Source organism: uncultured Virgibacillus sp. (genome assembly GCF_947495635.1).
GTDB lineage: Bacteria > Bacillota > Bacilli > Bacillales > Amphibacillaceae > Virgibacillus > Virgibacillus salarius.
Genome location: NZ_CANMAB010000021.1, coordinates 1 through 13,812, shown reverse-complemented (window position 1 = coordinate 13,812; position 13,812 = coordinate 1). Strand labels below are relative to the sequence as shown.

The following is a 13,812-nucleotide window of genomic DNA, read 5'->3' as shown; positions in this document are numbered from 1 at the left end:
AACATTAGTAAGCGGTATAAGTTCAGGAAATTCTGAGCTAGTGTCCTTCTTAATGATATCCCATAGTTAATATTCTTATATAAACAATGCTAGACCTGCTGTCAAAGTGGATAGGAGCATTGCAATTATCATAATATATACAATAATTTTCGTTCTTCGAGCACGCTTTGATTTTTGGGACATACAAATCCTCCTTCACTCCTAAAATACTACGTTTATTTTACCTTGAAAACTACTTTTGGACAAGTGGTAATAAACATTTATCTCACTATTTAAGCGTTTTTCAGCTCCAATGTTCTTTCTCGTGAAAATGATCAATAAGCTAGTATAGGTGATTGCTTATTGATGAATCAACATACGAATGTATTTCACATGTAACTTGTCGTAAAACCCTCACATCAAGCAATAAAATGAAATCACTAATGATAAGTGAGGAAACGACTGCCAGTAAATGTCCGATTGGTTCGGGCCTACATGGAAGTAGGTCACAAAGGCGTTGCCACAGGACGTGGCGATTTAAGCCTTTGTACGTATTTGTTTTAGTAAAAGCTGGATGGAAGTTTCACTTTATATAAACATACAAATAGGGGGCTGAAAATGAATTCGTCTGATACGAAAGCTGTCAATCACATTACGCATATTGGAATAGCAGTTAAGAATATAGAGGAATCTTTGCCTTTTTACATGATGTGTTTAGGTCTTAAGTTGACACAAATGGAAACAATCGATTCGCAATCCATTAGAGTGGCCTTTTTAAAAGTGGGAGAAGCTTATTTAGAATTAATCGAACCAATCACCACAACTTCTACAGTAGCTGAATTTATTAACAAACGAGGAGAAGGCTTGCACCATATTGCACTAGCAGTCGACGATATCCAGCAACGGGTAGACCTTTTGAAGCAGAAAGGTATTCAGGCAATAGATGAAGAAATACAAATAGGAGCTGATGGGCAACAAATAGCATTTCTTCATCCAAGTGTAGCAAATGGTGTATTATTTGAATTATGTCAGGAGAAGTGAACATCGTGGATATGTATGATAAAATCACGGAATTATATGAAAAGAGAAAGCAAATAAAGCTTGGTGGTGGAGAAGAGCGGATTCGTAAACAACATGAAAAAGGGAAATTAACAGCAAGGGAAAGAATTAAAGTGTTACTAGATAAGCAATCTTTTGTAGAAATAAATCCTTTCATGAAACAGAGAGTTTGTTCTTCGTGTAACAGCATAGCCGTTGATAGTAATGGTGAGGGTGTCGTAACTGGCTACGGAAAAGTTAATGGTAGATCTATTTACCTATTTGCTCAAGATTTTACCGTTTATGGTGGAGCACTAGGAGAAATGCACGCGAAGAAGATTACTGCTGTTATGGACTTAGCTGCAAAAAATAGAATTCCGATTGTAGGATTAATTGATTCTGGTGGTGCTCGTATACAGGAAGGTGTATCTTCTTTAGATGGATATGGTCAAGTTTTTTACAGAAATGTTAAGTATTCTGGTTTAATACCTCAAATATCGGTAATTATGGGACCAAGTGCAGGTGGAGCAGTTTATTCACCAGCGCTTACTGATTTCATTATAATGGTTAAACAAACATCACAAATGTTTATTACGGGTCCGAAAGTAATAGAGAAAGCTACTGGAGAGCAAATAGCAGGAGAGGAACTGGGGGGAGCTTCCATCCACAATAAACAGAGTGGAAATGCTCACTTTCAAACAAATACGGAAGAAGAAGCATTGGAAACCGTTCGTCAATTAATTCATTATTTGCCTGCTTTTGATCAAGAAAAAGCAGAAGATATTGCAAATTACTGTGAATTATCCAATGGAAGTGATTTAATAGAGATAGTTCCTTTTGATAGCAGATCACCTTATGATGTAAAAAAAGTAATAAACAATATAGTTGATTCAGGTAGTTTCTTTGAGGTGCATCAACATTTTGCTAAAAATATTGTTGTTGGATTTGCAAAAATTAATGGGCAAACGGTTGGGATGATTTGTAATCAACCAAAGTATTTAGCTGGTGGATTAGATATCAATTCAAGTGATAAAGCGGCTCGGTTTATTCGTTTTTGTGATGCATTTGATATAGCCTTGGTAACCATAGAAGACGTTACTGGATTTATCCCAGGTATTAAACAGGAACATGATGGAATTATACGTCATGGCGCTAAGCTACTTTACGCATATGCAGAAGCAACGGTTCCAAAAGTAACAGTGATTCTGCGAAAAGCATATGGTGGTGCCTTTGTGGCATTAAATAGTAAATCACTTGGAGCAGACATTGTCTATGCATGGCCGAATGCAGAAATCGCTGTTATGGGGGCCGAGGGAGCTGTCCCTATTATGTTTGCTAACGAAGTTGATACGAGTCATGATCCGGATCAGTTACAAGCAGAAAAAATACGTACATATCTGCAACGTTTTGCAAATCCTTATGAGGCTGCTAGTTTAGGAATGGTGGATGATATTATTGATCCTCGTGACACCAGATTAAAGCTAATTGAAGCTTTGGAAATGCTCCAAAATAAAACAGAGGATCGTCCTAGTAAGAAACACGGTAATATCCCATTATAATTGATGTATAGGAGGATTTGTTTTGCTAATTAATGAAGAACGTCTTTTAGAAGAATTTTTTGAACTAGTTAAAATTGATTCTGAGACAGGACAAGAAACAGAAATAGCAAAAGTGTTAAAGGAGAAGTTCTCTAATTTAGGATTAGAGGTTATAGAGGATGCCAGTAAATCAACAACAGGGCATGGTGCTGGTAACTTAATTTGTAATTGGAAAGGCACCAAAGATAGTGTAGACCCAATCTACTTTACCTCACATATGGATACTGTAGTTCCTGGTAAAGCCATTAACCCTAGTATTAAAGATGGTTACATTATTTCGGATGGAACCACCATTTTAGGTGCGGACGATAAAGCGGGTTTGGCCGCAATTCTAGAGACTATCCGTACAGTTAATGAAAATAATTTAGAGCATGGTGATGTTCAATTTGTAATAACTGTAGGTGAAGAATCTGGTTTAGTAGGAGCGAAGGCACTGGATCCATCCATGCTCCATGCAAAATACGGTTATGCAATAGACAGTAATGGAGATGTAGGTGATATCGTTGTAGCCGCACCTACCCAAGCAAAGGTATTTGCCGTAATTAAAGGAAAAACAGCTCATGCTGGCGTAGCTCCTGAAAAAGGAGTGTCAGCTATAACCTTAGCTGCGAAGGCAATAGCTAAAATGCCACTCGGAAGAATTGATGATGAAACAACAGCTAATATTGGTCGATTTGAAGGCGGTAAGCAAACGAATATCGTTGTAGATCATGTCGAGATCTTAGCTGAGGCCCGGTCATTGGATCCGAAAAAAATGGAAGTACAAGTTAAAAAAATGAAGGATGCTTTTGAAAATACTGCTAAAGAATTTGGTGGTACCGCTGAAGTATCGGTTAAGGTCATGTATCCTGGATATAAACAACAGGAAGGCGATTTAGTAGTTGAAGTTGCACGTAATGCTGCCAAGGCCATTGGTCGAGAAAGTAAATTGCTAAAAAGTGGTGGGGGTAGTGATGCAAATGTTATAGCAGGTCACGGAATCCCGACTGTCAATCTTGCTGTTGGTTATGAAGAAATCCACACAACAAATGAACGGATCAAAGTAGAAGATTTGGTTAAAGTAACAGAGTTAGTTACAGCAATTATCCAGGAAGCAGCAAAAAATTAACAAAGTAAACCCTTTAAGTGCAACGCTTAAAGGGTTTTTTCTTTGGTATGTTATAATGGATTAAAAGTGATATTAAATTGTCCGTATTAAGGAGCAGTATATGTATGACGAATCAAGCTACGAAGCGAAGAGTTATCTTCCATATTGATATGAATTGCTTCTATGCTTCAGTTGAGATGGCGTATAACCCGAAACTTAAGGGCAGGCCTGTAGCCATTGCTGGTAATCCTGAAGAGAGACGAGGAATTGTTGTAACAAGCAGTTATGAAGCAAGGGCTAAAGGGGTAAAAACGACAATGAATCTATGGGAGGCTAAAAAACTATGTCCTGAATTAATTGTCCTACGCCCTAATTTTGAACGCTATCGAACAGCCTCTAGAGAGATTTTCAAAATGCTTTCAGAAATAACTCCATTTGTACAACCCGTATCTATCGATGAAGGCTATATGGATGTAACGGAAAGTAAAGGAATGGGTACACCTTTAGATATAGCAGCCAATTTACAGAAAAGAATAGCTAGAGAGCTCGATTTGCCATGCAGTATTGGGATAGCACCAAATAAATTTCTTGCAAAAATGGCATCCGACATGAAGAAGCCAATGGGAATTACAGTATTAAGAAAGCGTGAGATGCCCTCAATGCTGTGGCCGTTACCAATTGAAGAAATGTATGGAGTAGGAGGGAAAACAGCCACTAAATTAAAAGGAATAGGGATAGAGACAATAGGTGATCTTGCGCGTGGGAATGTCTACGAATTAAAACAAATACTTGGAATTAATGGTGAACGACTAAAAAATCGAGCAAATGGTGTGGATCAACGTCCTGTAGATCCTGATGCTGTCTATGAATTTAAAAGTATTGGTAACTCAAAAACACTACCGCAGGATACTACAGATGAAACAGAAATTAGAGCATTGATGCATTACCTCGCCGAAAATGTAGCACGTCGATTAAAGCGAAAACAAGCAGTTGGACGTAGCATACAAGTAATGATTCGCTATCATGATCGGAAGACTATTACACGAAGCAAAAAATTAAGAAACTATATTGAGTCAAAAGAAGATATCTTAATAATCGCAAATGAATTATTGCAAAAGCATTGGAATCTAGAACCAATTAGACTATTGGGAATTACTGTACAGGATGTAGAAGAGAAGCAAAATATTGCACAGCAACTCGATCTATTTTCATATGAAAAAGTGGCGGGAAAAGAAAAGTTATATAAAACGATTAATGAGCTATCTGAGAAATACGGAAAAAATCCGTTTATCTCATGGAATACTACCAATACGGATAATCAAAGTCCAAGTACGAGCTTTCAAAAAGATTTCTTGGATGATTTTAAGCGTTAAAATGAGGCAGGTACATATTGAGCTAAATACTTGTCTTAACAAGATAGTAGGCTATAGAAAGCACCATTTTATATGAAATGATGAAATTAACAATGTAGTGGAAATCAGCTATATTTCAATATTTCTACACAGATTGCTGATTTAAATAGTATAGTTGAATAATGAATAATATACAAGATGATCCAATTAAAAGCCGAACTAATTCGATTTCTCCAGTGGTGATTATCCCTAGATGTTAGATTTTTACTCTAACTACCAGGGCCCGCACCAGTGTGTTTCGAATTTAAGTTCGGCTTTTTCTTTAATGTATATTACTCGAGATTTTTACATTGTCATTATTTCATAATTTTATTTATAATTGTTTGTGACAGTTTTCCACCGGGATAACGGAATGGAATATCAAATTTTGTTGTTTGTTTTAAGATGCTCTTCTTATGAGAAAACGTATTAAAGCTATATTTTCCATGATATGCTCCCATGCCACTTGCACCAACACCACCAAACGGAAGATGTGGATTAGCTAGATGGTAAAGTGTATCATTTATACTACCACCACCGAATGATAAGTACTGCATAATTTGTTGTTGCGTATTTTCATTTTCTCCAAAGTAATATAAAGCTAGAGGTTTTTCTTGCATTTTAACTACTCCAACTGCATCTTCTATATCCTTAAACGTAAGTACCGGAAGGATTGGTCCAAATATTTCTTCCTGCATAATTGGATCGTCCCACGTGATTTTGTCAAGAATCGTAGGTTCAATTTTTAATAGGTTTCGATTCGATTCACCGCCATGTAGAATAGTTCCTGTAGATAAATAAGTATGTAACCGATCGAAATGCTTTTCGTTGATGATTCGGATATAGTCTTTATTTGATAAAGGGCTTTTACCATAGAAGCTCTTCATATATTTCTTCATGGCTTTTAATAATTTAAATTTAACCTTTTCGTGTACATATAAGTAATCTGGAGCAACACAAGTTTGGCCAGCATTCGTAAATTTACCCCAGACAATACGCTTTGCTGCTAGATTAATATTAGCATCTTTATCAACGATAACGGGGCTTTTACCTCCCAATTCAAGTGTTACAGGAGTTAAGTGATTACTTGCTTCTCTCATAATAATTTTCCCAGTCTGGGTACTACCAGTAAAGAAGATATAATCAAAACGCTGTTGTAAAAGCTCCTGAGCAATTTCTTTTGCGCCTTCAATGACTGTTAAATAAGATGGATCAAAGTATTCCCTAATCATTTCACGCAATAATGCTGAAGTAGCTGGTGCATCTTCAGAAGGTTTAATTACAGCACAATTACCTGCAGCTAGTGCACCAATTACTGGTGCGAGCGCTAACTGTAAAGGATAATTCCAAGGTGCCATGATCAGACAAACTCCGTAAGGCTCCTTCATAATAAAGTTTTTTGTTCCTTTATGGGTGATTGGAGCAGAAACCTTAATAGGTTCCATCCAATCTCTTAAATGCTTCAGTGTATGATCTAATTCGGTTATTAAAAATCCTAATTCAGTTGTTAGTGTTTCATGTTTGGATTTATTTAGATCTGTTTTTAATGCTTTATATATAGCAGGTTCATTTTCCTTTAGCATACTTTTAAGTTTCTGAAGTTGTTCTTTGCGGCTATTAAAATTCATCGTATTGCCATTTAAGAAAAATGCTCGTTGGTCAGCAATAATCGATTCAATTTGTGACATAGAAAGCCCTCCTTTAATTAATCAAAAAACTAGAGAAGTCATATGCAATTTCTGTATGTGGGAAGATCATTTGGGCCTCCTGTAAAAGTTGCTCATTTTCTTCCTTTTGGTATCTTGATGAGATATGAGTAAGTATTAGGCGCTTGCAGTTGCCTTTTTTGGCAAGTTCTGCAGCTTGCGTCGTTGTTGAGTGGAAATATCGCTTAGCAAGAATAGACTTATCATGGCTAAATGTGGCTTCATGAACTAGAACGTCAGCATCTTTAACCAAAGATATGTAATTTGTTGAATACCTTGTATCACCTAATATAGCTACTACTCTCCCTTTTTTATCCTGTCCAATAACATCTTTTCGATAAATTTTCCTACCAGCTTCCGTTACCACAACTTCATTTTCTTTTATTTGTTTGTAAATAGGTCCAGGTTTAATCCCTATGTCTTTTAATTTATTTACTAGTAATTCTCCAGGTTTATCCTGCTCCATAATACGAAATCCAAAACTAGGAATTGCGTGATCTAACGCTTGTATATGGACTGAAAAGTGACTATCTTTCACTACCATATTATTCTCAATTTCCACAAACAATAATGAATAATTAAGATGAGTATCACTTACACCTAAACTCGTTTCAACAAATTGCTGAATTCCCTTAGGACCATAAATAGTTAACGGATCTTCACCACCTTGAAAAGATCGACTACTTAAGAAGCCAGGTAGACCAAAGATATGGTCACCATGCAAATGAGTGATAAAAATTTTATTAATTTTTCTTGGCTTAATTGATGTATGGAGAATTTGATGTTGGGTTGCTTCTCCACAGTCAAATAACCAAACACTATTTAATTCTTGTAGCATGGAAAGTGCTACGGATGACACGTTTCTTTGTTTGGAGGGTACACCTGCTCCTGTTCCAAGAAAAATCAACTCCATCGTATAACCTCCAGTATTATTTCCAGCCTCTGATATATTGCTTAGGTGCCTTTAAGTCATAGTTTAATTCAGCAGCTGCTTCTTTAGCCCAATAAGGATTTTTCAGTAATGACCTACCGATAAAGACTAAGTCTGCTCGTTTGTTTTGAATAATCTCTTCAGCTTGTTTTCCTGAGGTAATTAAACCAACTGCTCCAGTAGCAATAGAGACATCTTGTTTAATTGTTTCACAGCGTCTAAGTTGGTAACCCGGGTAAGTATTGATCGTTGCAGGGACGACTCCACCAGAGCTGCAATCAATTAAGTCGACACCGTCCTCTTTTAACTGAGAACAAAAGTAGAGTATATCTTCTAGGCTATTTCCGTTGTTATCGTACTCATCTGTGGAAATTCGTACAAAAATTGGCGCATTCCAAACAGTTTTGATCGAAGCAATAATCTCTTTTAAAAAGCGGTATCGATTCTCTTTACTTCCTCCATATGCATCCGTACGGTGATTAGTCAATGGTGATAAAAATTGATTAATTAAATATCCATGTGCTCCATGTATTTCTATAACATCGAACGAAGCTTCAGCGGCACGTCTCGCACCGTCTTTGAATGCATTAATTGTATCGTCAATATCATTTTGTGACATTTCTAGCGGCTCTTGGAAAGTATCATTAAATGCGATAGCAGACGGTGCATAAATAGCAGAAGATAGTTCAGCTTTTCTTCCTGCATGGGCAAGCTGTATAGCCGTCTTAGCTCCGTAACTATGTAGTTCTTCATTCAGTTGTTTTAATCCTAAAACATGGTCATCACTCCATATGCCTAAATCTTGTGCGGAGATCCTACCTTCCATTTGGACTGCTGATGCTTCGAGCATAATTAACCCAATTTGACCAACGGCACGAGAAATATAATGTGTTTTATGAAATGACGTAAGCATTCCATCTTCCTGTATACACGAATACATACACATTGGAGACATAACAATTCGATTCTTTAATGATACATCTTTTAGTTCAATTGGTGAAAATAGTTGTGATGACTTGCTCATTTTTGGCCTCCTATATTAATTAATCGGTTACTGATTCTCGATAATGAAATGCCAGATCAGGTACATCTGTGAAAATTCCATCAACCTGATGGTTGAACGATCGCATAATTCTTACTGGTTTATTTACGGTATAGATTCTTAATTTCATATTTTCTTTATGAATATTTTCGACTAATTCACGGTGTAAGAGTCGATATTTCAGATGGAGTGCATTAGCTCCAAGCTCTTTAGCTACACGGATAGGACTTTTATATCGTTTGGACGTTAGAAAAGCGACCTCAAGAGAATTAGAATATTCTTTCAACCTCTTAACGCTATTTGGATTAAAAGTCGAAATTGTGGTACGATTTAATAACTGATAGTTAGAGATTGCTTGATAAACAATAGATTCTATATCTGTATAATCTATTTTATTATTTTTTAGTTCAATATTTAAATATAAAGGCTTATCTTTAATCCAATTGAGAAACTCATCAAGTGTAGGTATCTTAATTCCCTTAAATTCAGGTGAAAACCAGCTACCTGCATCCAATTCTTTTAATTCTTGATAGGATAATTTACTTACAAGACCTACCGAATTGGTTGTACGTTTTACATTTTCATCATGTATAAGTACAGGGATATTATCTTTTGTTAACTGTACATCAGTTTCAATCCCATCTGCATTCATATGATACGCTTTCTGAAAAGCAGGCATTGTATTCTCAGGTGCATATTTGCTAGCACCACGATGTGCAAATATGTTGGTTTTCAATCTTATCCACCTCTTTAGTTGCATTTGACATCACACAAAGTCCTGTTGAGCAATGCTCTCATTCGATCGTGCTTTACTTTTAATCATTGTGTTTGATTTTCATGTAAAAGTCAATGTCTTATAAAGTTTGTAAATTATACTAAATACTGGAGGGATACGCTTGAAAACATGGCAAACAAAGGAAGAACTTACGAATCTGTTATGCTCACTCGTCAATTATCAAAGTGTAACTGGATCTTCAGCAGAGATTGCTTTAGCAGAGTATATGTATCATTTGTTAGAACAAAACCAATATTTTCAAACAAATCCTTCGTATTTAAAGCTTCATGGTTTGGATGATGGCAGAAGGTTACTGACGGCCTTTGTTAAGAGTAAAAATGAAACTGACAAAACGATAATCTTGTTAAGTCACTTTGATGTTGTGGATGTTGAAGATTTTGGATCACTACAAAACCTTGCATTTCATCCAAAAGCATTGACAAAAGAATTGTATAAACAAAAGGAACGATTATCTAAAGCGGTTCAGCAAGATATGGAGACTGGAAACTGGTTGTTTGGAAGAGGCACAATGGATATGAAGGCAGGTTTAACAGTACACCTTTCTATGCTCGAGAAAGCAATTGACGGTGAGTTTGATGGTAATATACTATTACTTACTGTTCCGGATGAAGAAGTCAATTCAAAAGGAATGTTAACAGCTTTACCTATACTCCATGAATGGAAGGAAAAGCAGAAGCTAACATATCTGGCATGTTTAAACGGTGAGCCAATGTTTAGCAAATATCCTGGCGATGAAGCTTATTATGTATATACTGGTTCAATTGGAAAAATATTACCGGGATTTTATTGTTACGGTAAAGAGTCGCATGTGGGAGAACCTTTTTCAGGCGTTAATCCTAATTTAATGATTAGTTTCTTGTCACAACAGCTAGAGCTTGATGAAGCTTTTATAGAAAGAATTGGTGATGAAGTAACGCCTCCACCAGTTAGTCTGATGCAACGAGATTTAAAAGAGAATTATTCCGTAAAGACCCCTCAATCAGCAATTGCCATGTATAATGTCTTATATATGAAACAATCCTTACATGATATAAATTTAAAATTGCTTCAAGGTGCGATGGACGCTGCCCAAAATATAGAGCACTATATCCAGGAAAAAGCGGATCATTTCTCTGAAATTGCCACCGATTTTACCATGCCGCCAATTAAAGTTAATGTAATGATGTATGAAGAATTATATCAGGAAGCTGTCAAACGTTATGGACAAGCAGAGATTAATCGTAGGCAGAATTTATTGGTTAGTCAACGCACAGAGGGAGATAGGGATTTTTCTACATTACTTGTCCAGGATTTAGCATCTATGTGTAAAGATTTAGCTCCAATGATCATTTTATTCTATTGTCCACCGTTTTACCCAGCAGTTTCTTCAGGAACAGATCCATACATTCAGCAAGTGATGAAGGAAATTACGACGTATACGAAAGAGAAATATCAAATTAACTTAACTGTATCGGAGTTTTTTACTGGTCTGTCAGATTTAAGCTTCGTTGGACCTCCTTCAACGCTAGGAAGTTTAAAAAACTATACGTCTAATATGCCATTACAAAATAATGGTTTTGAAATTCCGGAAGATGTCATGGAACAATTAACGATGCCTGTTTTAAATATAGGTCCGTTAGGAAAAGATCCTCATCAATGGACAGAGCGACTAGAGATCACGTATAGTTTTGAGTATTTGCCGAAAATAGTAGAAAGAGCAATACATCGTTTGTTTTGTAACTGAATAAATTGAGATGCGTATGATCAATCCGTCGAGGTACCGAAAGAGTTTATCCAAAATGATAGTGTAATTAATCGACAATGTGGGTGTGACAAGGTAAAATAGATTAAAAATGAATGATCATTCATTTCGGAGGAATGTAAGTATGAAAGTAATGGATAAAACGATTAGTCAAATAACGGTACCCACCCCTTTTGCAGTAGGTGATGTTCATATCTATCTGTTAAAAGGCGATTTGCTTTCTATCATAGATGCAGGTGTAAAGACAAAGGAAGCTTGGGAGACACTCAAAGAACAACTAAAGCGAATGGGTTATTTTCCAAAAGACATTGAACAAGTGATTTTAACGCACCATCATCCTGATCATATAGGATTAATTGATCAGTTTCCCAGAGCAGAGCGTATAATTGCACATGCTAATGTGGATCCATGGATCCAACGTGATGAATTATATCTTCAGCATTATAAGCAATTTTTTGAGAAGTATTTTTCGCTTTCTGGCATTCCAGAAACATTTCTTCCGTATTTAAATAAATTGAGTGCGCCATTAAATTATGTAGGAAAAGGTGAACTAACCCGTTTTATAGATGAAGGAGATGAACTTCCTGGTCATCCAGGTTGGCAAGTGATTGATACGAAAGGTCATGCGCAAAGTCATCTTTCTTTTTTACGTAAAACCGATCGGCTACTAGTTGGGGGAGATCATATATTAGAGCATATTTCTTCTAACCCACTTATGGAACCACCATCACCGGGCGAGTCGATCGAATTTAGACCAAAGCCTATGCTTCAATATCGCCGTAATTTACAAAAATGTATTGATTTGCGAGTGGACTGTGTGTTACCAGGACATGGTCAGGTGGTACAAAAACCTAAGAGCTTAATCGAAAACAGACTAAAAAAACAGCAGGAAAGAGCAGATAAGGTCTTTGATTTATTAATAACTCAGCCGCAAACACCGTTTCAATTATGCACACAAATATTTCCAAGGCAATTCAAAAATCAAATCGATCTCACGATGTCTGAAACAATTGGCCAATTAGATTATTTAGAGAACGAGGGACGTATTACTAAAAAAACGGAGGATGGAAAGCTTATTTATTATGCAAACTAAGATATCAGGTAAAAAGATTATCATTACTGGAGCTTCAAGTGGCATTGGAGAGAGGCTAACATGGCACATTGCGAAAAATGGTGGTATACCAATTATATTGGCTCGTTCTATAAATAAATTAGAAAAGATCAAGGAGCAGATAGAGAAACAATTTTCTGTAGAATGCTATGTTTATAAGGTGGACTTAGAGCATCGTAAAGACCGTACACAAGTGATAGCCAATATCTTAACTGAACATCAAAAAATCCAAGGTCTAATAAATAATGCGGGAATAGGAATTTTTGAAGATGTCATGCACATGAATGAAGAAGATATTGAGCGAATGTTTCAATTAAATGTTCATGCGCTAATCCAAATAACGAAGCAGATACTTCCTTATTTTGCTACACTTGAAGGAGAAGCGCACATCATTAATATCGCTTCACAAGCTGGAAAGCTTGCTACGCCAAAGGCAGCGATCTATAGTGCAACCAAGCATGCAGTATTGGGTTTTACTAATGGGCTTCGACAAGAATTAACGGATAGTAAAATAGAAGTAACTGCCGTAAATTTAGGACCTGTTCAAACTAATTTTTTTCTTTCTGCAGATCCCGATGGAACCTATCAAAAGAACGTTCAAAAATATATGCTTGATCCAGATCAGGTGGCACAAAAAATCATTCGTTATTTGTTTGTAAAGAAACGAGAAATCAATTTACCATGGTGGATGGATGCAGGAAGCAGATTATATCAGGTGCTTCCTGGACCTATGGAACGAGTATTAAAAAAGCAGTTTGCCAAAAAATAATTGAGGGTTGACGTAAAGATGAAGAACAATGAAATTGAGCTTAATATATCTAAAAAAGCAAAAGACAAATTAGCAGAGTTAGAGAAGCAACACGATCCTTATTTGTTATTTTGGTATGATATAGAAGGCTGTGGCTGTGGTGTGAACGGAATTCCGACGTTACGCTTTACAGATCAACAGAAAACCAACTATCAACAAATAAAAAACAAAGATTTTACGGTATATGTTGAAAACCAACAAGCCATATTTTTTGCGAAAAAGATGAGGTTAGATTATAACAAAGGAATGTTTCGTCTATCGAGTCCTGAAGGAATTCTTAATCTGTTTATTTCCCCAGAGGACATTATTAAATAAAGGAAAGCTTTATTCACCTTTTCAAAGGTCGATACAAAGGAATTTTAGATAAAGAAAGAGGTTAGGACAAAACACAACTTCTTTACTCAAAATACGAATAATCATGTTATCACGCCGCACCGTGAAACTATAATCGTTTTCCGCGGGCAAGGCCCATAGCCGTCAAGTTAAGCAGGATATTTTAAAAACCATAAAGTTATTCGTTATTCTGACATTATAAATGGAATAATTTGGAGGGATTACGTATGGCTAAGCAATATCATTTTGAC

Annotated in this window: 13 protein-coding genes; 8 read left to right on the top strand and 5 right to left on the bottom strand. The window is 36.2% G+C overall.

The features are described 5' to 3' along the window. Nucleotides 1-75 precede the first annotated feature (75 nt). The gene (gene prli42 / locus Q1A47_RS06845; protein WP_121605068.1) at nucleotides 76-183 is read right to left on the bottom strand and encodes a stressosome-associated protein Prli42; all 108 of its coding nucleotides are present in this window, start codon (nucleotides 181-183) and stop codon (nucleotides 76-78) included. A gap of 414 nt (nucleotides 184-597) precedes the next feature. Here prli42 and mce point away from each other — a divergent pair, with 414 nt between their 5' ends. The 4 genes from mce to Q1A47_RS06825 all read left to right on the top strand — a co-directional run bounded on the left by mce (nucleotide 598) and on the right by Q1A47_RS06825 (nucleotide 5,075). Further along, on the top strand, nucleotides 598-1,020 hold the full coding sequence (mce, locus tag Q1A47_RS06840; RefSeq protein ID WP_026681090.1) for a methylmalonyl-CoA epimerase: 423 nt from the start codon (nucleotides 598-600) through the stop codon (nucleotides 1,018-1,020). Between the two features lie 5 nt (nucleotides 1,021-1,025). Beyond that, complete coding sequence (locus tag Q1A47_RS06835; RefSeq protein WP_121605069.1) at nucleotides 1,026-2,576, top strand: acyl-CoA carboxylase subunit beta; 1,551 nt, start codon at nucleotides 1,026-1,028, stop codon at nucleotides 2,574-2,576. A 22-nt stretch (nucleotides 2,577-2,598) separates the two neighbouring features. Beyond that, a complete protein-coding gene (locus tag Q1A47_RS06830; protein WP_026681088.1) occupies nucleotides 2,599-3,723 on the top strand; it encodes a M20/M25/M40 family metallo-hydrolase in 1,125 nt (374 codons plus the stop codon). A 104-nt stretch (nucleotides 3,724-3,827) separates the two neighbouring features. Continuing rightward, nucleotides 3,828-5,075, top strand: a complete 1,248-nt coding sequence (locus Q1A47_RS06825; protein WP_121605071.1) for a DNA polymerase IV — start codon at nucleotides 3,828-3,830, stop codon at nucleotides 5,073-5,075. A gap of 335 nt (nucleotides 5,076-5,410) precedes the next feature. Here Q1A47_RS06825 and Q1A47_RS06820 read toward each other — a convergent pair whose 3' ends face one another. Genes Q1A47_RS06820 through Q1A47_RS06805 form a run of 4 tightly spaced genes read right to left on the bottom strand, consistent with a single transcriptional unit; the run spans nucleotide 5,411 to nucleotide 9,508 of the window. Continuing rightward, nucleotides 5,411-6,781, bottom strand: a complete 1,371-nt coding sequence (locus tag Q1A47_RS06820) for an aldehyde dehydrogenase (RefSeq protein WP_026681086.1) — start codon at nucleotides 6,779-6,781, stop codon at nucleotides 5,411-5,413. Nucleotides 6,782-6,794: 13 nt separating this feature from the next. Beyond that, nucleotides 6,795-7,712: a ribonuclease Z gene (gene rnz, locus Q1A47_RS06815; RefSeq protein WP_026681085.1), complete on the bottom strand. Its 918-nt coding sequence runs from the start codon at nucleotides 7,710-7,712 to the stop codon at nucleotides 6,795-6,797. 16 nt (nucleotides 7,713-7,728) lie between these two features. Beyond that, nucleotides 7,729-8,754 carry an NADPH dehydrogenase NamA gene (gene namA / locus Q1A47_RS06810; RefSeq protein WP_166530484.1) on the bottom strand — a complete coding sequence of 342 codons (1,026 nt, stop codon included), beginning with the start codon at nucleotides 8,752-8,754 and terminating at the stop codon, nucleotides 7,729-7,731. Between the two features lie 19 nt (nucleotides 8,755-8,773). After that, complete coding sequence (locus Q1A47_RS06805) at nucleotides 8,774-9,508, bottom strand: glycerophosphodiester phosphodiesterase (protein WP_026681083.1); 735 nt, start codon at nucleotides 9,506-9,508, stop codon at nucleotides 8,774-8,776. 160 nt (nucleotides 9,509-9,668) lie between these two features. Here Q1A47_RS06805 and Q1A47_RS06800 point away from each other — a divergent pair, with 160 nt between their 5' ends. The 4 genes from Q1A47_RS06800 to Q1A47_RS06785 all read left to right on the top strand — a co-directional run bounded on the left by Q1A47_RS06800 (nucleotide 9,669) and on the right by Q1A47_RS06785 (nucleotide 13,543). After that, on the top strand, nucleotides 9,669-11,291 hold the full coding sequence (locus tag Q1A47_RS06800) for a M20/M25/M40 family metallo-hydrolase (RefSeq protein ID WP_166530483.1): 1,623 nt from the start codon (nucleotides 9,669-9,671) through the stop codon (nucleotides 11,289-11,291). Nucleotides 11,292-11,433: 142 nt separating this feature from the next. Then, nucleotides 11,434-12,402 (top strand): MBL fold metallo-hydrolase, encoded by a 969-nt coding sequence (locus Q1A47_RS06795; protein WP_026681081.1) that lies wholly within the window; start codon nucleotides 11,434-11,436, stop codon nucleotides 12,400-12,402. Beyond that, on the top strand, nucleotides 12,392-13,189 hold the full coding sequence (locus Q1A47_RS06790) for an SDR family oxidoreductase (RefSeq protein ID WP_166530489.1): 798 nt from the start codon (nucleotides 12,392-12,394) through the stop codon (nucleotides 13,187-13,189). The genes Q1A47_RS06795 and Q1A47_RS06790 overlap by 11 nt, the downstream gene beginning before the upstream one ends. An 18-nt stretch (nucleotides 13,190-13,207) precedes the next feature. Further along, entirely contained in the window at nucleotides 13,208-13,543 is a 336-nt protein-coding gene (locus Q1A47_RS06785; protein ID WP_246484743.1) for an iron-sulfur cluster biosynthesis family protein, read from the top strand. The last annotated feature ends 269 nt before the right edge of the window (nucleotides 13,544-13,812 follow it).